We start from the raw sequence: 20,311 nt of genomic DNA, 5'->3' as shown, positions 1-20,311 counted from the left end.
AGTTTTGCATTACGATAATATAAGATTTAGGCATTTTTAAACTGGGGGAGTTGCAGTGACCAGCGACAAAGAAATAGAGCTCATCCGTATCCTCGAGCATAATGGCCGTGTGGAGACGGAAGTACTCGCGAAGATGTTGGACGAAAGTGAAGAAGATGTAAAAGTGTGTATGCAAAAACTTGAAGATGAACAGGTTATTTTGAGCTATACCGCGATTGTTGACTGGAGTAAGGTAACTAAAGAAGAAACCATTGCTGCCATGATCGATGTAAAAGTAACGCCTCAGCGTGATGTCGGTTTCGATGAAGTGGCTGCACGTATTCAGCGTTTCCCCGAAGTGAGTGCGCTATACTTGATGTCGGGGACGTATGATCTTTCTGTCGTCGTTGAAGGCCAGACGATGGATGGGGTCGCTCGTTTCGTCTCCAATAAGCTATCGACATTGGATGCGGTATTGTCGACGACGACCCACTTTCGGTTGAAAAAATATAAACATGACGGTGTCGTTTTTAATCAGGATGAAAAAGACCGTCGCATGGTGGTGTCGCCATGACGCAAAGTTCATTACACACGACCACTCGCAAAAAGCGTCTCTCAAAAACGGTTTCCAATATTGAACCGTCCGGTATTCGCCGCTTTTTTGACCTGGCCTCAACCATGGAAGATTGTATATCATTGGGGGTTGGCGAGCCCGATTTTGTGACCCCGTGGAATGTGCGGGAAGCTTGTATGGCCTCCCTGGAGCAAGGGTATACGTCATATACTTCCAATGCCGGTATGCCGGAGCTCCGGCAGGCGATTACGGATTATATGGATGAACGCTTTCAGGTGTCTTACGATCCGGAACAGGAAGTGATCGTGACGGTAGGAGCCAGTGAAGCGATCGATCTTGCTGTGCGGGCAACGATCGATCCGGGCGATGAGGTGCTGGTGGCCACACCTGCTTTCGTTTCTTATGAACCGCTCGTCACCCTTTCGGGCGCGGTGCCTGTGCCGGTAAAGACAGACGCTTCTACCGATTTTAAACTGACGAAAGAACGCCTCGAAGCAGCCATTACCGAACGCAGCCGGGCGATCGTGCTGTCTTTTCCGAACAATCCTACCGGAGCGGTCATGAGCAAACGGGAACTCGAGGCGATTGCAGAAGTTGCGGAAGCCTATGACTTGCTCATATTTTCCGATGAAATTTACGCGGAGCTCAGTTATGATATCCCCCATACGGCTTTTTCGGCCCTTGAGCGCATGCATGATCGGACTGTGCTGATTTCCGGCTTTTCCAAAGCATTTGCGATGACAGGCTGGCGGCTCGGTTTCGTCTGCGCGCCCGCCGATATCGCACAAGCGATGTTAAAAATTCATCAGTATGCGCTGATGTGCGCCCCAACACAAGCTCAACACGGCGCACTGGAAGCATTGCGAAACGGCCGGGAGGCGGTTGAGAAAATGACAAACAGCTATCGTGCCCGCCGTAATTATACCGTGCACGCGTTAAATGAGGCCGGACTTAATTGTCACCTTCCGGGGGGATCTTTTTATGCGTTTCCTTCCGTGGAAGCCACGGGCATGGATGATGAGACATTTGCCGAACAATTGCTCATCGAGGAAAAAGTCGCGGTTGTCCCCGGATCCGTATTCGGAAAAGGCGGCGAAGGCCACGTCCGTTGTTCTTACGCAACGTCCCTGGATTCCTTGCAAACGGCTTTCGCACGCATGGAAGCCTTTGTCAGTCGTCATGGTAAATGAAAGTCTAAAGGAGGACACATGAGTGCGATGTGTCCTCCTTTAAAAACGCGATCTTCCTTAGGGAAGGCGCTTTTTTTAGCAGGTAAGAAAGTATAAACCACTTCCTTATCCTGAGCTAAAACAAGGTAAAGTCAAAGTAAAACGATTTTTAAAGGAAATAAAAATCGCCTTTCTAAGACGAGCCCGAGGGAGATCACATCGCCCTCTCGGATTGGTCGATCCCCGTCGTTCGAAGGATGACAACGTGCTTCTTGTCCCTCTCGGAGTGAGATGCCCTGCCTTTGGGGTATAACAACGCGGTTCTTGTCCCTCTCGGAGTGAGATGCCCTGCTTTTGGGGTATAACAACGTGCTTCTTGTCCCTCTTGGAGTGAGATACCCTGCCTTTGGGGTATAACAACGCGATTCAAGTGTCATAAAGATCGCGATCTCCGTTCCCTCGGATATCCGCGAATATATTTGGACTTTGACGGAACCGTGGGAGCTAAAAAAGGTTAAATGAGACATTTTCTCGCGCTAATGATGATTATTTTATCGATCATTCAGGCGCTTTTTATCTATAATGGCATACAAGAGAACATCGACACTTGGCCTGAACTCAATTTACCTGACTTTTTTTCGTATGCAAGTTTCATTTGTATCGGGTTAATTATTCTGATTGCGATGTTCATGAAAAACCGTGATTAATGACATTCATGAAGTCCTTGGCCTGGTGTAGGGTCAAGGACTTCAAATGATCATTCTACTGAGTGGCAGTAAATTCAAAATATGATACGAAAAAAACGAAACATGTTAGAATGGAAAAAGAAAATATATTTGGGAAGAGGCATATTCGTGACAAAATTTATTACTAAACGAAACATCACTATTGTTATCGTTGTCATCCTGCTTATCGTAGCTGGATATTTCGTATTACCGGTTTCCCTGCCGATTATTACAGCTTTTTTTACAGCGCTGTTATTGTCACCGGCCGTTAAGTTTCTGATTCGCCGGGCGAGATTTCCGAGGCATCTTTCTGTCATTACAGTGTTTAGTTTGTTTTTGGTTATTTTAGGAGCATCTACATACTTTATCACCGCAGCTATAGTGACCCAGGGTATACAATTTGTGGAGAATATCCCCCGCTACATCAATGAAATAAACAATGCGTTGATTGACTTTCAAAATTTTCTAGAGGATAACGAAAACCTTCCTGCCGAATTTGGCCAAGTCATTAACCGGGAAGTGAGAAGCTTATTAAGTGAACTGGGGGCAAGTGTCAGCAATGTAAACATTCTTGGGCAAATTACGGCATTTATATCAAGTATTCCGGGCTATTTCGTATCCATCATCGTCTATGTGATCGCCTTGTTTTTGTTTTTACTGGATATGCCACGCTTGAAAAAGATGTTTTATTCATATTTAAAGGATGAAACACAAGAAAAAGTAAACTTTATGGCCTTGCGTTTTTCCAATGTCATTTTCGGTTTTATCAAAGCGCAATTTTTGGTGAGTCTTATTATTTTGGCCGTTACCCTTGTTAGTCTTTATTGGATTACACCTGAAGTGGCGTTGATTATGTCGCTTATTATTTGGCTCATTGACCTTATCCCTATCATTGGTTCGGTTGCAATATTGGCTCCCTGGGGATTATTCCAATTCATTGCCGGCGATGTTGTATTGGGCACACAGCTGTTAATATTAGCTGCGGTCCTCTTGACGATTAGAAGGACAATAGAACCAAAAGTAATGGGCACTCGTATAGGATTATCTCCGCTTGCCACATTGATTTCCCTGTATCTCGGTTTGATGGTATTCGGCGTGATCGGCTTTGTTCTTGGCCCATTATTGCTCATTGCTTTTTTGTCTGCCAAAGAAGCCGGCATTATAAAAATGGATTTCAAGATTTAGACGACAAAGTTGAGCGCTAACCCTTCTCATTGAAGGGTTAGCGCTTTATCAACCGGGCTGTAAAAATATTTTATACTGTACTCTCTGGCTCCTGAAATCATCGGTTCCTTGAACGTATAAGCCGTGAACACACCGGAAAATCCAAACACAATGACTGCGATAACCATAAGGACGTTTTTATTTTTCAGGATCCCCATTTCTTGTTTCAATTTCGGAGCTTCGGACGGTTTCGCGTTTGGGGTGACGATCGCAATGCCGATTAAGGTTATAAGACCAAGCATGGCCATAAACCAGAATACGAACCTCCAGTCAAGCATACCACCGAGAAAAGAACCAAACGGAACCCCGAGCATTACGGCAATTGTAAGGCCGCCCTGGACCATGGCAATGGCTCCTGTCCGTTTGTCGGGGGTAGACATATTCACGGCCAGAGACATACATAAACCAAAGAAGGGGGCATGCATGGCCGCCGAAGTCAATCTTGACAGCAACAAAACGTCAAAATTTGGGGCCGTCGCGACCATGATGTTACTGCCAATAAACATAGCCATGAGTCCAATGAGCAATGGCTTTGGTGAAAATCGGATCGTTATGATGCGAAGGAGCGGACCGAAGACCGCCACACTAATCGCATAAACCGTTAACAGCAACCCCGTCGTTGATACATCGACGTTCAGATCTTCCGCAAATTGCGTGAGCAAACCTGTGACGACGTATTCGGTCATGCCAACGGCAAATGTTCCAAGCATAAAAATGGTTAAAATCGTTTTTCTGGAAAAGGTTAAGCGCATCATGGTCAAACACCCCTTTGCTTCCTCAGTTTTTTAGAATCACGAGAAAGCATCTTACAGCATATCCAGGGGGATGTCTAGACCCTTTTAAAATGAAATGCAAATAACATAATTGGCACTTATTGGCTCTTCTCCGTAGATATTTCACTGCCTGTTTTGTCCGCTTTCTTTTTACGGCGCTTTTTTAAATACCGTTTAGGCCAACCCAATATATCTTCCATGATCATATATACGGAAGGGACAAGGAGTAGCGTAATAAATGTCGCGAATAACAATCCGAATATGATCACTGTCGCCATCGGTGCCTGGTAATTACTGGCGCTTCCGGTAGCCAACGCTAGAGGAAGCATACCGGCAACGGTAGTTAACGTCGTCATAAAGATCGGGCGCATACGATTTTTGCCGGCTTCCTGTAAAGCGTTGCCACGATCCCAACCTTGTTTCCGCAATTGTTTCGTACGGTCAACCAGCAAAATGGCGTTATTGAGGACAATCCCTACGAGAATCAGCGCACCCATCGCAGAAATCGGATTTAATTCCTGCTGCGTGATCAACAGACCAAGAATAACTCCCACAATTGTCATCGGGATCACGGACATGATCACGAGAGGATGGATCAAATGGTTAAATTGGATCGCCATCACCACATATACGAGAAAGATGGAGATTAAGAAAATGTACATCATTTCCATCATCATTTCTTGCTGTTGTTCCATCTGCCCACCAAATCCGGCCGTATAGCCGTCATCAAAGTCATAGCCGGCAATCATCTCCTGAACGTCGGCATTAACGGAACCGAGATCACGGTCTTCCAGGCTGGCCATAACTTTCACGATCCGCTCGCCATCTTCATGTTCCAGTTCTTGCGGGGCCTCAGTTGTTTCCAGGTCCACAAATTCCGCCAAATCCATCGTGTCAGCTTCTTCCGATTCTTCACCCGGCATAAGGGTTTCTTCTTCCGGTGGAATTTCAATATCCAAATCCTCAAGTTCATCCTGGCTGCCCACTTCCAGATCCGAGCTCATAAAGACGGGATAATCACGGCCATCCAAGGCCATTTCATCGATCTGCTCATTCATGAAAGCAGCTTCTATTTGTTCACGAACCTGACCTGTCGTTAAACCTGCGTCTTCAACTCCCTCTTCATCAATCACAAACTCTTGTTCCGTTTCCATATCGCCCATGGAATGGTGAATACCCGTGATGCCTTCGATATTTTCCAGTCCGGTTTCCATATCCTCGGCAATCTCACGAAGTTCATCCAGGCTGTCTCCTTGTACAATGATTTCTACCGGGTTCCCCATTTCCCCGGCTTCCATGGACATAGCGACATTTTCGATCGGATAATCCTCTTCCAGTGCTTCCAAATTGTTCATGATCTCCGTGTTCACCTGCGCTTGAGGCAGGCTGGCTTCTTCTTCAGGTGTCATGTTTATGAAAGCAAACATCATATCTTCTTCTGTCATAACTGTATAATCGGCGACATCGGTTGTATCGGATAAGCGTTCATGCATGGCATCGGCAATGGATTCTTTTTCCTCATCATCGGTATGGTTTTCCAAATCCACCATGAGTTCGGCTTGTCGCTCCAATACATCCGGCATCATGCTCATGGGCACAAAGGCAATCAGAAAAAGGGATAAGAAAAACAGAAACGCGAATCCGGTAGACACCAGCCATCTACGCCATTTTTTCCATGACATCCAACCGACGAAACGGCCATAACCTCGTAAGATCGCGTTTTCCTTTTTGTGAACTTTGGATTCTTTCATCCTGATCCACTTCTCTGACAATACAGGAATGACGGTAAAGGATATTAACACGGAACTGACGAGTGTGATAATGATGACCATGGCCAACATCATGATGAATTCTCCCACGTCCCCGCTTAAAATACCGATCGGCAGGAAAACGACAACCGTCGTCAGCATCGAAGCAAGCACAGCGGTCGATACTTCTTTTGTCCCTTGAATTACGGCCTCAAATTTGGGGAGGCCCTGTTGTAATTTGCGATAAATGGACTCCAGAATGACGATCGAGGCATCCACCATCATCGCGATACCCAATCCGAGGGCGAGGAGTGTCATCACGTTGATACTGTAGTCCATGAACCACATCAGCGAAAATGTAAGCAATAGAGACAGGGGAATAGAAATGCCCACAATCGCCGTGGCGCGAAAGCTTCTTAGAAAAGTAAATAATACCACTAGCGCCAGAAGCCCGCCGTATAACACATTCGTCTGAATGTCGCGGAGGTCATTGGTGATATAATCGGCCGTCGCCAACATCTCCTCGAGCTCGACGTCTTCCGGCAGCCCCTCTGCTTTTATATCCTCAACTTCGGCACGCACCGCTTCTGTCATTTCAACCTCGGTGACATCGTCGGAACGTCCGATTTGTAAAAATACGTAGTCGTCCTCTCCGTTTTTCCACGCTGTCGTGGTTGTATCCGCCTGGGCCATCTCAATAGACGCATACTCTTCCAATGGTTCAGGCCCATTAGGGGTTGATATCTGCATATCTTCGATATCTTCCACGCTAAGCATCGTGCCGTCCCATCTTAACCGGGGTTCATCCTCTTCTTCCGATAATTCCCCGATGGCCCTGTTCTCGTTTTCCTCCTGGAAAAGTTGGGCGATGTGTTGGGGATCAACTCCATCTTCCTGCAATTGTTCATGGTCCAACTCAATGTTAAGCTCTTCACTATCTTCCGCGGCCACATCTACTTCTCTAACCTCAGTAAGCGACTCGAGCCGAGGTTGAATGACTTCCTCGGATACATACGCCAATTCCTCACTGTCCGCGCCGTATAAATCATAATTCAGTTCATAAGGCGGATTCATGGAAGCTTGCATGGAAAAAACATGATCGATGTCGGATATTTCGTTTTCCATTTCATTCATGGCCGCTTCTACGTCGGCGAAGGCATCATCCCCTTCACCCTCTTCAAACATGATCATGATCGAACCGTTGCCGAGGGTAATGGTTGTTTCATATGTATCGACATGCTCAATGTCTTCCAGGCGGTCCTCAACAGGATTGATGACGGTCTCTTCCATATCGAGCGTATTCAGTTCGCCCGCATCAATTTGCACCATCCCCATATCCATTGTCATACCCGGCATCATTTCCATGTCGAGATCACTGCTGGCATAAAGACCAAACAATAAAACAAAGATGGACAACAGACCAACGATTAACTTTCGTTTCAATAACAACCGTAACCAGTTCATTTCCTCACTCCATTTGCAGAAAATTATTCCTTCACCAAACACCATAATACATGACGTAACGTTAAAATCAATACTCTCCGGAGAATTTATTAAGAATAATTTAAATAATCGCCAAAGCTCCAGCTTGCATGATCCCATAGTTTAAATAAACGCCAAATGCTATACCAAGTACGCCCCAAATAACCATACTTATGGTATGCCATACTATGACTCTTTTTTTGCTTGCTCCTGCAGATAGTGAGGCGAAGGCAGCAATATGACCTGAAGAGGGAACCAAGGGAGAGATGATCGCAACGCCTGGCACACCATATTTGTCATACTGTTCTCTCGCTTTGTTTGATCCCTTTTGTATAAGCCCGTCTTTTTTCGATTTCCGATTGCGGATCTTCGTTAGCAAAGCATTAAACGGTAAAATAAGGAGCATCATTGAAATCCAGTTTCCGATTATGCTAATGAGAGCTGTAGAGATAAACGGCATACCGACAGTAGCTCCGGCGGCAGCTCCGCCAAATGATTCCAGAGGTGGGATGAAACCTATCGCAAAAACACCTAAGTACTGCAAAAAAGCGTTCATTTCAGATAATTGAATGAGGAAATCTTGTACCATTTCTTGCCACATACGCCAACTCTCCTTACAAGTTTTGTTTATAAGTGTAGAGAAAATTTGCGGTTCCTGCTTTAAAAAGAGCATAGAAGGAGGGAAAAAGGAGTTTATTGGAGGGACAGCACCCATAAAAAGAGAAAGCCTCACCGTGAATTGGTAAGGCTAAAAAGATTGTTGGCGCCTATTAAGAACGAAGGCGGCTAGAAAAATAAAGACCGCGGCGCAGATAAAGAAATAGAAAAAAGAAGACAAGAACGCTTCCATTGGCTGGTCAGTGATGAGGGTTAAACCTTGATAGTATTGGTAATTGGGAAGCATAGCCGAGAATGTTGACCATTCATTATTGAACAGAGACTCACGAATTATTTCCATGGTAATAAGAATGATGAAGATTGGCGTTTCCCATATGGCGGCTTCCATTTTATCATTGGCATAGGAAGCTATAATGGTTCCTATGGAAAGCATAATCAGGAGAATGGGGATAAGACAAACAGGTTCTTTGAATCCTGTTCTGTTAAAAGCAAAGAGTGGAACGATTCGAGCCATTCGATATCACCTTGAATGACTGCAGGCTCGCCTTTCTCAACCGTGAGGTTAATGTCCGGCAACAGGAGATCATCGCCGTTAAGGACGGCAGATGTTTGCATCGATAATGACATGCTTACAGACTCCTTGTTTAATATCAAAATAACCCTATATAACGGGAATATAGGGTTCTACTCTGACCATGGTGAATGTAAAATACATTCACAGAAATTTTTATTTCTATAATCCGGTCTGAAATGTTGAACGACATCTTCTTTCATATTGCCAAAAGTCGTCTCCGGCTTATGCTTAAAGCCTTCATAAAACGCAGGTATAATCTCCTGTTTGAAATTGTTCCGCGGGAAATTTGTAATAATTTCCTCACGTAAGTCTTCAGGGAATTGATCGAAGCCATCTCCCATGACATCCAAGCCAACACCGGAAAAGAGGAGCGCTACTTCAGACTCTTTATGCTCCGCAACGCCCGGCGTTGTATGTAACGCAATTGCATCCCACACAAGTTGAGTGGACTCATGTGGAATTTGATACTGCTGCAAAAAACTTCTCGCTGCATTCGCACCATCAACTTCAAAGCGTAAATCCGGACTATTATATTCTTTCGTTAAACCTAAATCATGGAATAACGCGCTGACGTACAGCAATTCCAAATCATACTTTTGCTGAGCCTTTTGCCCGTTGACGGCCCCGAATAGAAAGACGCGATTGGAGTGATTCCACAACAGTTCATTCCCATACTCGCGTAAAATATCGGCTGCATCTTTCGCCAATTGTGAATCCGGAATTTGAATACCTGCTATTTGCCGCATGAAAAAACCTCCTCCATTGAAAATACAGCACACGTTTAGCTTATCATCATTCTTTTCCAGGTGCCAATCACGGTTTTGTCATGTCCAAATATTAGTTATATATGTCAGTACATGGATATTTTTCCAGATCACAATGCGTTTCTGATCCCTTTCAGGATGTCTCGTTTGGCTTTTGAGGGATCACCTCGCGCTACTGATCCCTCTCAGGTCGTCACCATCGGCTTTTGAGGGATCACGTCGTGCCTCTGATCCCTCACGGGTCGTCACCATAGACTTTTGAGGGATCACGTCGTGCCTCTGATCCCTCACGGGCCGTCACCATAGACTTTTGAGGGATCACGTCGCGCTACTGATCCCTCTCAGGTCGTCACCATCGGCTTTTGAGGGATCACATCGTGCCTCTGATCCCTTTTCTCAGGGTGGCTCCATCGGCGTGGACTCATACGCCCAACCAATCCCCCTTAAATTAAGGAGATAAACACCACCACGATAGCAATCGGTACGATGTATCGCACCGTAAACAGCCAGATGTTAAAAAACATCGGTCCTCGCTGGCTCCCCCGTAACAATTCTTCACGCAAATCAACTTTCCTCATTTTCCAGGAGACGAACAGGGAGATCAACAAGGCGCCGGTCGGCAGCAAAATGTTGCTGACGAGATAATCGATTTGATTGAAAAAGATATCTCCGAAAACGGTCCAATCGGCGAGAAGGCCAAACGAAAGGTTCGACGGGATCCCCATCGCGAAAATAAGCAAGCCGACAATCCAGGTCATTTTTACACGATTCTTCTTTTCTTTACCGCGGATAAGAGGGGCAACGACGATTTCAACGAGTGAAAACGCCGACGTTAACGTCGCGAACAGCATTAAAATCATAAAGAGCAGGAAAAACATTTCTCCGAACGCGAGCTCTCCGAATACAGCCGGCAAAACCGTGAAAATCAGCTCGGGGCCTTCATCCGGTTGCAAATCAAAGGCGAACACCCCGGGGAAGATGACAAGTCCGGCCATGAAGGCGATGAGAATCGTAAGTAAGATCACCGACCAGGCCGATCGCGGCAAGTTTTCACTTTTTCCCAAATAGGAACTGTATGTGACCATGACGGACACACCGAGACTAAGGGAAAAGAACGCTTGCCCGAGCGCTTCCAGCAGCGTTGATCCGCTTATCGCCGATAGATCAGGCTGCAAGAAGAAAACGACACCTTCCCATGCGCCGTCAAGGGTAAGCGAACGGACGACGAGCACGGCAAAGAGAATAAACAGTGCCGGCATCATGTACACACTTGCTTTTTCAATACCTTTACGAATTCCTTGCTGTACAACGAGGATGGTCATTACCATAAACGCGAGATGCGCCGCGCCCACTTCCCAGGGGTTCGAAGTGATCGCAGCGAATAATGCGGTATAATCTCCATCCGGGGGCGAGGTGACTTGCCCGCCCAGGCTTCGTACCAAAAACGCGATAATCCAGCCGCCGACAACACTATAAAATGATAATAGCAAAAAGGCGGAAACCATCCCCAATATCCCGATCAATTGCCACTGTCCTTTGGGAGCCACGCTTTTATAGGCACGAATGGCCCCTTCCTGAGTATGGCGACCGAGAACAAATTCGGTAAGCAACAGGGCAGACCCTAACGTTAATAAGAGCACAAGAAAGATGAGAAAAAAAGCGCCGCCCCCTTCTGTGCCGGCTACATAGGGAAGCCGCCATACCGTGCCCAAGCCGATGGCTGACCCCGCGGCAGCGAGAATGAATCCAATGCGTGATCTCCAATGCTCCGTTGCCATACTGTTTCAAAACTCCTCCCGTAAAAAAATCGGATATACTAACAGTATTTAGGGTGCCGACAGTTGTCAAGTATTTTTCAAAACCCCCGACATGTTGAACTTTTCTTTGCCTGCAAGGTGTTCATTGTGGTATGATTTAGGCGTTAATAAATGATTAGGGGATGTTTGAATGTCGGTAGCACAATACGAAGTTGGCAGCATTGTCGAAGGCAAGATCACGGGGGTTAAACCGTTCGGAGCGTTTGTGGCTCTTGATGATCAGAATCAGGGACTTGTTCATATTTCCGAAGTAGCGCACGGCTACGTAAAAGATATTAATGACGTGCTTTCCGTGGGAGAGGAAGTCAAGGTCAAAGTAAAATCGGTCGATCAGGATTCCGGCAAGATTTCGCTGTCGATTCGCGAGACGCAACCCGCACCGGAAGGTGGCGACCGTGGCAGTGGCCGTGGCGGACCCAAAAAACAGGATAATAAAAACCAAGGGTTCAACACACTGGAAGATAAACTGAAAGATTGGTTAAAGGAATCCAATGAGATTCACGCGGACTTAAACAAGCGCGCCCGTAAATAGATCTGCCAGCCCGTCTCAAATAAATCAGACCCGGACAACTGTGACGTCCGGGTTTTTTTCATAATTATTTTTGCGGCTCGGGGCTTCGTTGAGTTTGTTCTTCCGGATTGAAAAGAAGGGAAATACAATATAGCCCGGCCAGACCGACAATGGCGTAGATGACACGGGAAAAGGCAGCAGCTTGGCCACCGAAGATGGCCGCCACTAAATCAAAGCCAAAAAAGCCAATCAACCCCCAGTTCACTGCACCGATGATTGCTATAATAAGAGCCGTACGTTGTAATCCGCTCATTTTGTCACCTCCTCCTAAAGAAAACTTGGCTTATCGCCAAGCATGCCTGTGCTATAGGATGAGTAAAACAAGTCGTCGTTATGTACAATGAATGAAAAATATTAATGAGGAGGTCTTCTTATGACAACACCTGTATCACTGAATCTGCATTATGCCGAGCCGTTTTATGGCGAGCATGAATGGCAACAGCTGCAACCGGCGGTCTCTGAGGCTCATCGGCTTTTGCACGAAGGGACAGGCGCAGGTTCAGATTTCCTCGGATGGATGGATTTACCGGTCAATGACGATCAGGAAGAAAGAACCCGACTTGAAAACGCTGCTGCCCATATACGCGCACATGCGGACGTACTCCTCGTCATTGGCATCGGAGGTTCATCATTAGGGTCGAAAGCCGTTATATCAGCATTAACCCACTCTTTTCACGCTTATCTGGAAGACAAAGACACCCCGGACATTATATTTCTTGGCGAGCATCTTGGTTCCGATTATACAGCCGAGCTATTTGACGCACTTGCGGATAAAAGAGTGTATGTGAACGTGATCTCAAAATCCGGTACGACGACGGAGCCGGCCATTGCCTTTCGGTTCGTAAAGTCCTGGCTGGAAGACACGTGTGGAAAAGAAGAAGCGGCCAGACGGATATACGCAACGACCGACCGGGAAAAAGGCGCCCTCAAAACATTGGCCCATGCCGAAGGGTACGAGACTTTCGTCGTCCCTGATGATGTTGGCGGACGGTATTCGGTATTTTCGCCGGTTGGTTTATTACCGATTGCTGTAGCAGGAATCTCCATATCGGATCTGCTTGCGGGTGGAGCTGAAGCTCGCCACGCGTTTGCTGCTGAAGGTTTACGTCATAACCCGGCTTATCAGTATGCCGCTTTTCGTTATTTAATGTATCAGAAAGGTAAATACATTGAGTTATTATCGACTTACGAGCCAAAACTCACCGATTTTAGTGAATGGTGGAAGCAGCTATATGGAGAAAGTGAAGGGAAGGACGGCAAAGGGCTTTTTCCCGCTTCGGTCAAGTTTACGACAGACCTCCATTCCATGGGTCAATACATACAGGAAGGGCGGCGTCATCTCTTCGAAACGGTATTGCATATCGGTACGAGCACGAAAGAAATAAAGATTCCCGATATGTCCGGAAATGAAGATGGTCTCAATTATCTGGCCGGTGAACGTCTGCATGACGTAAACGAAAAAGCTTACCAGGGAACACTGCTCGCCCATACAGACGGGAATGTCCCCAATGCCATCGTAGGGATTGAGCGATTGGATGCCTATTCACTGGGAGCGCTGATCTATTTTTTCGAAAAGGCATGTGCTTTGAGCGGTTATCTGCTCGGTGTCAACCCGTTTGATCAACCGGGCGTGGAAAGCTACAAGCAGAATATGTTCGCGCTGCTCGGTAAACCGGGGTATGAAAAACAACGGGCAGAACTGGAAAAACGCCTGGACTAATGGCATTGGCAACACTGGTTGAAACTGCTTGCTCTGATTTGCATGAATTCAGCGATTCTAGAAAGGGTAAGAGAGGAGGTTGAACTTCCGGCAGAGGAGGCCAGTGTGTTATGTTAGAACTGCGTTCACAAATTAGTGGTTTGGAAATGCCTTTGCAACAGTTGGGGCAAAAGTTGGAACCTCTCGGCTATGACATCGGAGGCGGATGGGAATATGACCATGGCTACATGGATTATCAAATGGCCGACGATCACGGTTACCAATTTTTGCGCATTCCGTTTTCAGCGACGGTCGGGGAAGTTGGGAGCGGCAATGCTACGGTCGTTTTAGGAACACCTTTTCTCTTATCCCACCGGTTTGAAGCAGGTATCGACCATGGAGGCATTACAGCGTACAGCGCTTTATGGAATCAATTTTCATCACCGGAAGAAAAGGACGGGCACATTGACCAAAAATATGTTCGCGAGGGCGTTATGCTCGTACGTGAGTTGGAACAGGCACTCCTAACATAAGTAAAGAAAACTTGGCTTATCGCCAAGCCTTTAAGGCGATAAGCCTTAGTTGCACTTATGCAGGATAAGAAAGTGGTTTATACTTTCTTACCTGCCAACAAAAGGCCGCGGGATCGCGGCCTTTTCACTTAAATGGGGGAGGAAGGAATATGCAAGCTGTTTGGTTTGGGGTGGCCATCTTTGTCGGATGGCTCATTATCGATTGGTCAAAAGAGAAAAGAATACATCGGGAACAAGTCCTTTATTCCCTTGTCGCCGGGATCATTGGGGGTTTGGGTTGGGCTGTTATTGACTGGGTTATGTGATGCTATATTTTTTCCGCTTCTTCGAAAAATTCTTCAAGCGTGATGTCGTTTTCGTCAATGACTTCTGCTACTTCTTCGCCGACATAACGAATGTGCCAAGGTTCATAGGAGATCTCAGTGATCTCCTCGGCATCCTCGGGATAACGGATGATAAATCCGTGTTCATGAGCATGATCCTCGAGCCACTGCCCTTCATCCGTCTCGGCAAAGTCAGTGCTTAATTCGAAATGGTTGCTCTCGCTGGAAACATCCATCGCTAACCCGGTTTGGTGCTCGCTGTTGCCGGGGGTTGCGATCGTTTCATTCGCCTCTTCTTCACTGCTTTCGGCCGCAGCGTTAGCAAAGACGGCTTCCTGGCGGTCATACGAACGGTATCCGGAAACGGCAAAGAGCTCCTGGCCATCTTCGGAAGCAGCCGCGAAAAGATCTTCGAGGGCATCCGCCGCAGGTTCCCGCAAATAACGCTGTTCTACGTCTTCATCAAAAGAAAATCTAACATCCGGATCGACGAGGTCGTCAGGCTCATAATCTGTGGGCAAGGCATAATCGTGATTGACGAGGACATGGATATTGTCCGGGTTTTGGATCGTTTCAACGCCATCAACGGTTTCGGTTTCATTAAATCGTTCCGTATCCAGTGCCCAAGCCTCCTCTTCCGTCTCGGTTTTTTCCTGGTCCTCTGTTTCCGCCGGCTCCTGAGTGGTCTCTTCTTCTTCCTGTGTATCCATTTCCTCGTCAGCTTGACAAGCGCATAACAAGGAAAGCGTCAGAATAGGTATAAAAAACATATGGCCGATACGCTGCAAAGCATTTCCCCGCCTTCACCGTTTATTGTTTCGTACGAACAATAAACAGATCGTTATTAATATAAAAGCAATGAATGCCAAAAAAGGAATCGTTATAAATCCGAACCAGTTAATATATTCCATGCTGCATGGGACCCCTTCGGCACATGGGGTAACCCCGCCAAACCCCGGTATCTTCTGTTCGGCATAATGAAATGCTGCCGTAAAGGCTCCGATGACTGAGAAAGGGAGTGCGTAAACGCGCGCCCCAAAATCAGAGCGGAAAGTCGCGATCCCGAGAATAACCACAAGGGGATACATGGCTATGCGTTGATACCAACACATTTCACACGGAACAAAGTCTTCAACTTCACTAAAGTATAAACTTCCGAATGTCGCGATTAAAGATATGAGCCAGGCGACGTAAAGGAAAAGGCTCTGCCGCTTCATGAGTCGGCAACCGCCAATTCCTCGTCAATCGTGTCTTGGATTTCGTCATAATCAAAGGGATCGTCGATGACTTGATCGTTCACCATGATCGTAGGGGTAGATTGGACGCTATACTGTTGTATAATCTCCTGATCATCTTCGATCCGCGACATCATTTCCTCGTTGGCAATCGCGCTCTCAAGTTCTTCCTGGTCTACGTCCGGCGCGTGATCTTCGGCTATGTTCAAGAGCATATCCTGTGTCACCTGGGAGCCTTCCTGTCCTGCCTGTTGCATAAGCGCGTGATGGTAACTCCAGAATTGATCAGGAGCTTCCTCATGAATGGCCTGTGCTGCCAAAGAAGCCTGTAAGGATTCCTCGCCGAAGCCAATGTAATTATAGAATGAAAGGGAAGCATCTCCGTTATCAACGTAGTCATCGTAAAGCTGGGGCACGATCTCGCTGTCCCAGTATAAGCAACCCGGGCATTTATAATCTCCGAATTCGACAATCGAGACAGGTGCGGATTCATCTCCGGCTGTCGGAACATCTTCGATCGGCGGCGTTCCTTCATCAGCTGTACTGCTGCCTCCGCCATTGACGACGAACAATAATGCCCCCATGACAACGACAAGGGCAAGTGTGATGATGACGAGAAACTTTATGGGAGCTTTTTTGTTTGTATTTTTTCTTTTCGTCTTAGCCACTGCTTTCACCTCTGGACACAATTTTTTCTATCATAACACTATCATACTTACGACAGATAAATCGACGATGACAATTTATCAAAAAAAGGGAAGTTTTTTCATTGCCGAGAAAAAGCGCATCGATGAGCAAATGCTTTGCATTAAGGCCTTAAATCGAGTATAAAAGGAGGTGTACAATGAATATCATATCCATGGATTTATGATAATTAATATGATATTATAATAGTTGTAATTTATTTCAGGAGGTGCCGAATCGTGAGCGAAAATGAAGACAAAGGAAAAAGAAGATTAACGACGGCGTTTGGAAATCCGGTTCCCGACAACCAGAATGTCATGACAGCAGGTCCGCGGGGTCCAATGCTCATGCAAGACTTCTGGTTTTTGGAAAAAATGGCCAACTTCGACCGGGAAGTCATTCCTGAGCGGCGGATGCACGCGAAAGGTTCCGGCGCGTACGGAACATTTACAGTCACCCATGACATTACAAAATACACAAAAGCGGATATTTTCTCCGAAGTTGGCAAACAAACCGAGATGTTCGCACGTTTTTCCACGGTTGCCGGTGAACGCGGTGCCGCAGATGATGAACGTGACATTCGCGGCTTTTCCTTGAAATTTTATACCGAAGAAGGGAACTGGGACCTCGTAGGAAACAACACCCCTGTTTTCTTCCACAGAGATCCGATGAAGTTTCCGGACTTAAACCATGCCGTAAAGCGTGATCCATATACGAATATGCGCAGCGCCCAGAATAAATGGGATTTCTGGAGCTCATTGCCGGAGGCGCTTCATCAGGTCACAGTTGTCATGAGTGATCGCGGCGTTCCTAAATCATTCCGTCACATGAATGGATTCGGAAGCCATACGTACAGCATGATTAACGCTGATAACGAAAGAGTATGGGTGAAGTTCCATTTCAAAACGCAACAAGGCATTGAGAATTTAACCGACCAAGCAGCGGAAGAAATGATCGGTAAAGATCGCGAAAGCAATCAAAAAGATCTATTGGAGAGCATCGAGAACGGTGATTATCCGAAATGGAAGCTCTATATTCAGGTCATGACGGAAGAAGAAGCAAAAAACATGCCTTACAATCCGTTTGATCTTACAAAAGTATGGTATAAAAAAGACTTCCCTCTCATTCCGGTTGGAGAATTTGTACTCAACCGCAATCCGGAGAACTACTTTGCGGAAGTAGAACAAGCGGCTTTCGCACCGACGAACATCGTTCCCGGTATTAGTTTCTCACCGGATAAAATGCTACAAGCAAGGTTATTTTCTTATGGTGATGCGCAACGGTATCGCCTGGGTGTAAACCATCATCAAATTCCGGTCAACGCTCCGAAATGCCCTGCCCATAGCTATCATCGCGATGGCGCTATGCGAGTCGACGGCAATCACGGCGCCACCATCGGCTATAATCCAAACAGTTACGGTGAGTGGGAAGAAACGCCGGAACGTAAAGAGCCGACGCTCGAGCTGGAAGGCGACGCGTACGCATATAACTTCAGAGAAGATGACGACAACTATTACGAGCAACCTGGTAAACTATTCAATCTCATGAGCGATGAACAGAAAGAAAGATTGTTTGCGAACACAGCCCGTGATATTGAAGACGCACCGGAATTCATTAAGCTCCGTCACATCGGCAACTGCTATAAAGCCGACCCTGCCTACGGCGAAGGGGTAGCCAAAGCTTGTGGCATTTCGATGAGCAAAGTGAATGCTTAAAAATTGACGGAAAGGGAGCCGCTGGCTCCCTTTTTTTGTTGCGCAGAACCACACTTTGATCTTTGCGGTTTGCATAGTATAATAGTAATAACTAAGGTCTTATAAAGGGGAGCTGATGGTCTTGCATTTACAAGAGGTATTGCCGAAGATGACGAAAATGTATTTAACGAGGACGGTGGATAGCTTCTTAAAAGATGTGAAATTAAGTGATGAGGATGATATGCGAGATATTATCATTAAAAACATCGATGAGTTTAAAAATCAGGAAAGAGTAAAAAGAAACTTAAACTTTAGAACAACTGACCGGGATACAACGTTGTTAAACAGGCTTATTCTTAAATGTCTACTGGGTAGCGAAAATTATATATTATCGGATAAAAAATTGCATGAAGATGTATTAGCGTTGCAGACGCAATTATTGGAAGACAGCCAAGACGAAAGTTACATAACAGCAAAAATAGATAAAACGGCAATGAAGGTGTATACGGCTGTCCTGGAAACGGCCTGGGCGAAAGACGAAGCCTTAAATGCCCATGAAATAAACATTCTATACACGCTTCGTGATGAGTTCGAACTAACCATTTGGGATCATTATCTGATGGAAAGTAGAATGGGGAGGTTTCCACAAAAGGGAAACAAGCTGCATTCGGCAAGGCATATTGATCATTCTTTAAAAGATTTACAACTGAGGGGCCTTTTACTTAGATTCAAGACAGATGCAACGACGTACTACATCATTCCCAGCGACATTGTAAGAGTCGTTAGATATGAGATGGGAGAAGAATTGAGAAATGAAACGTATAGACAACTGCTTGATCATTTGAATGTCGTGCAACTTAAATCTATACTCGCTTCCATGGAAATTAACTCTAGCGGGAAAAAGGATAACTTGATTGAAAGAATTTTAAAATATGATATTGTTCCTTCTCAAGCACTGGCTCATCTCAGTAATCCTGAACTAACACAATATCTCAGAACGTTGGAAGGCGTTAATGTTAGCGGACCTAAAGACGAAAAGATACAGAACATTATCGACTATTATGAAAACGTGACGGTAAGAGTAGACTCAGACCCGACTGATGAACGGTCCATCTATTATGATTTTTTCGAAGAACTGGCTTCCCGAAATTATAAGTCACTCAGAGCGAATAAAGTCATAGACAAAGACGTAAATGTCGAAAAATATTTTGAAGAAGCGACAAGGTACTTGTTTGAAAAAAAGCTGGGGCTGCAACTTGAAGAAATGCCGGGATCTAAACATGCGGATGGTAAAATCAAGCTTGATGCTAAAACCAGTCTCTTATGGGATAATAAAAGTACGGAAAAACCGTATGCTTTTCCCGAAGATCATGTCGAGCAGTTTCTTGGATACATTAGATCGGAAAAAACGAAAGCATCCATTTTTTTAATTATCGCATCGGATTTTACACCAGAAGCGGTTAATCAAGCTCAAAAATTAAAGGTTTTTTCCGAAGATGATACGGGAGTAGCGTTAATTAAAGCAGAAGATCTAAAGTTTGTAGCGGAAAATTGGCAGGATTATTCCGGTCAGAAAAAACCATCGTTTGATCTCCAAGTCTTTAATTTAACACAAGTGCTGGATAGAAAACTTCTTGCAAACAGGATGGAATGGGTTATTAAATAGGTCGTTAGATTATAATTGCAGAAGAGGGGGGGCAGTGATGAGTGAACAAAAGTTGGAACAAATTTTGTCGAAATTGGATGATATGGGTCAAGATATTAACGAGTTAAAATCAGGTCAAGTGCGTGTGGAAGAAAGAATGACCTCGATGGATACAAGGATCACCTCTATGGATGATAGATTGAATAGAATGGATGAAAACATTGAAGAATTGAAAACCGGGCAGAAGGTATTGACGGATGGACAGAGAGGCCTGCGGAAAGAAATCGACACCCGTTTTAACGAAGCAAAGGGTCGGTTTGACTATGTTGACCGTCAACTTCGGTTGCTGGACGTTGATTTCACAAGAATTGAAGAAAACGTTTATGACCACAGTAGAGAGATCCACCGTTTGAAAAATCTATAGTTATACTCCTCCCCATTTAACAGATGATACTTTGCCTGTTCATCAGCAACCGGATA

21 protein-coding genes are annotated in these 20,311 nt (G+C 45.6%); 11 read left to right on the top strand and 10 right to left on the bottom strand.

What is annotated here, in order from left to right:
* Positions 1-55: 55 nt before the first annotated feature.
* From BLS58_RS09125 to ytvI, 4 genes are all read left to right on the top strand, one after another.
* Positions 56-553 carry an Lrp/AsnC family transcriptional regulator gene (locus tag BLS58_RS09125; protein WP_245723116.1) on the top strand — a complete coding sequence of 166 codons (498 nt, stop codon included), beginning with the start codon at positions 56-58 and terminating at the stop codon, positions 551-553.
* Positions 550-1,743: an aminotransferase gene (locus BLS58_RS09120; RefSeq protein ID WP_090398171.1), complete on the top strand. Its 1,194-nt coding sequence runs from the start codon at positions 550-552 to the stop codon at positions 1,741-1,743. Before BLS58_RS09125 ends, BLS58_RS09120 begins: the two co-directional genes overlap by 4 nt.
* Before the next feature lie 497 nt (positions 1,744-2,240).
* Entirely contained in the window at positions 2,241-2,429 is a 189-nt protein-coding gene (locus tag BLS58_RS09115) for a hypothetical protein (protein WP_090398169.1), read from the top strand.
* Positions 2,430-2,576: 147 nt separating this feature from the next.
* Entirely contained in the window at positions 2,577-3,632 is a 1,056-nt protein-coding gene (gene ytvI / locus BLS58_RS09110; RefSeq protein ID WP_090398166.1) for a sporulation integral membrane protein YtvI, read from the top strand.
* A 26-nt stretch (positions 3,633-3,658) separates the two neighbouring features.
* On the opposite strand, the gene BLS58_RS09105 is transcribed toward ytvI, so the two are convergent.
* The 6 genes from BLS58_RS09105 to BLS58_RS09075 all read right to left on the bottom strand — a co-directional run bounded on the left by BLS58_RS09105 (position 3,659) and on the right by BLS58_RS09075 (position 11,408).
* Positions 3,659-4,426: an MFS transporter gene (locus BLS58_RS09105; protein ID WP_245723115.1), complete on the bottom strand. Its 768-nt coding sequence runs from the start codon at positions 4,424-4,426 to the stop codon at positions 3,659-3,661.
* Positions 4,427-4,542: 116 nt separating this feature from the next.
* Positions 4,543-7,656 carry an efflux RND transporter permease subunit gene (locus BLS58_RS09100; RefSeq protein WP_176764686.1) on the bottom strand — a complete coding sequence of 1,038 codons (3,114 nt, stop codon included), beginning with the start codon at positions 7,654-7,656 and terminating at the stop codon, positions 4,543-4,545.
* A 100-nt stretch (positions 7,657-7,756) separates the two neighbouring features.
* Positions 7,757-8,275: a small multi-drug export protein gene (locus BLS58_RS09095; RefSeq protein ID WP_176764685.1), complete on the bottom strand. Its 519-nt coding sequence runs from the start codon at positions 8,273-8,275 to the stop codon at positions 7,757-7,759.
* Positions 8,276-8,422: 147 nt separating this feature from the next.
* Positions 8,423-8,806, bottom strand: a complete 384-nt coding sequence (locus tag BLS58_RS09090) for a hypothetical protein (RefSeq protein WP_143018893.1) — start codon at positions 8,804-8,806, stop codon at positions 8,423-8,425.
* Positions 8,807-8,976: 170 nt separating this feature from the next.
* Complete coding sequence (locus BLS58_RS09080) at positions 8,977-9,612, bottom strand: HD domain-containing protein (protein WP_090398157.1); 636 nt, start codon at positions 9,610-9,612, stop codon at positions 8,977-8,979.
* Between the two features lie 461 nt (positions 9,613-10,073).
* Positions 10,074-11,408, bottom strand: coding sequence for a sodium-dependent transporter (locus BLS58_RS09075; RefSeq protein WP_090398155.1), 1,335 nt, complete (start codon positions 11,406-11,408; stop codon positions 10,074-10,076).
* 169 nt (positions 11,409-11,577) lie between these two features.
* On the opposite strand from BLS58_RS09075, the gene yugI reads away from it, so the two are divergent.
* Complete coding sequence (gene yugI / locus BLS58_RS09070) at positions 11,578-11,979, top strand: S1 domain-containing post-transcriptional regulator GSP13 (protein ID WP_090398153.1); 402 nt, start codon at positions 11,578-11,580, stop codon at positions 11,977-11,979.
* A 64-nt stretch (positions 11,980-12,043) separates the two neighbouring features.
* On the opposite strand, the gene BLS58_RS09065 is transcribed toward yugI, so the two are convergent.
* Complete coding sequence (locus BLS58_RS09065; protein ID WP_090398151.1) at positions 12,044-12,271, bottom strand: DUF378 domain-containing protein; 228 nt, start codon at positions 12,269-12,271, stop codon at positions 12,044-12,046.
* A 120-nt stretch (positions 12,272-12,391) separates the two neighbouring features.
* Between BLS58_RS09065 and BLS58_RS09060 the strand changes: the two genes are divergently transcribed.
* The 3 genes from BLS58_RS09060 to BLS58_RS17535 all read left to right on the top strand — a co-directional run bounded on the left by BLS58_RS09060 (position 12,392) and on the right by BLS58_RS17535 (position 14,555).
* On the top strand, positions 12,392-13,738 hold the full coding sequence (locus BLS58_RS09060; RefSeq protein ID WP_090398150.1) for a glucose-6-phosphate isomerase: 1,347 nt from the start codon (positions 12,392-12,394) through the stop codon (positions 13,736-13,738).
* 110 nt (positions 13,739-13,848) lie between these two features.
* Positions 13,849-14,250, top strand: a complete 402-nt coding sequence (locus tag BLS58_RS09055) for a YugN family protein (protein ID WP_090398147.1) — start codon at positions 13,849-13,851, stop codon at positions 14,248-14,250.
* A gap of 149 nt (positions 14,251-14,399) precedes the next feature.
* Positions 14,400-14,555 carry a hypothetical protein gene (locus tag BLS58_RS17535; RefSeq protein WP_176764683.1) on the top strand — a complete coding sequence of 52 codons (156 nt, stop codon included), beginning with the start codon at positions 14,400-14,402 and terminating at the stop codon, positions 14,553-14,555.
* Between the two features lie 2 nt (positions 14,556-14,557).
* Here the strand turns inward: BLS58_RS17535 and BLS58_RS09050 are convergent, their stop codons facing one another.
* From BLS58_RS09050 to BLS58_RS09040, 3 genes are read right to left on the bottom strand one after another with little or no spacing between them, the layout of a single operon-like run.
* The gene (locus tag BLS58_RS09050; protein ID WP_245723114.1) at positions 14,558-15,361 is read right to left on the bottom strand and encodes a M15 family metallopeptidase; all 804 of its coding nucleotides are present in this window, start codon (positions 15,359-15,361) and stop codon (positions 14,558-14,560) included.
* A 15-nt stretch (positions 15,362-15,376) separates the two neighbouring features.
* A complete protein-coding gene (locus tag BLS58_RS09045; protein WP_090398145.1) occupies positions 15,377-15,790 on the bottom strand; it encodes a disulfide oxidoreductase in 414 nt (137 codons plus the stop codon).
* Complete coding sequence (locus BLS58_RS09040) at positions 15,787-16,476, bottom strand: thioredoxin domain-containing protein (protein ID WP_090398143.1); 690 nt, start codon at positions 16,474-16,476, stop codon at positions 15,787-15,789. The genes BLS58_RS09045 and BLS58_RS09040 overlap by 4 nt, the downstream gene beginning before the upstream one ends.
* Positions 16,477-16,731: 255 nt before the next feature.
* Here BLS58_RS09040 and BLS58_RS09035 point away from each other — a divergent pair, with 255 nt between their 5' ends.
* The 3 genes from BLS58_RS09035 to BLS58_RS09025 all read left to right on the top strand — a co-directional run bounded on the left by BLS58_RS09035 (position 16,732) and on the right by BLS58_RS09025 (position 20,255).
* Entirely contained in the window at positions 16,732-18,207 is a 1,476-nt protein-coding gene (locus BLS58_RS09035) for a catalase (RefSeq protein ID WP_218126201.1), read from the top strand.
* 121 nt (positions 18,208-18,328) lie between these two features.
* Entirely contained in the window at positions 18,329-19,852 is a 1,524-nt protein-coding gene (locus BLS58_RS09030) for an SAP domain-containing protein (RefSeq protein ID WP_176764682.1), read from the top strand.
* A gap of 37 nt (positions 19,853-19,889) precedes the next feature.
* The gene (locus BLS58_RS09025; protein ID WP_090398140.1) at positions 19,890-20,255 is read left to right on the top strand and encodes a hypothetical protein; all 366 of its coding nucleotides are present in this window, start codon (positions 19,890-19,892) and stop codon (positions 20,253-20,255) included.
* Positions 20,256-20,311: the final 56 nt, after the last annotated feature.

The organism is Natribacillus halophilus (genome assembly GCF_900100185.1).
GTDB lineage: Bacteria > Bacillota > Bacilli > Bacillales > Marinococcaceae > Natribacillus > Natribacillus halophilus.
The sequence above is the reverse complement of the archived record's forward strand: the minus strand, read 5'-3'. Positions and strand labels throughout refer to the sequence as shown.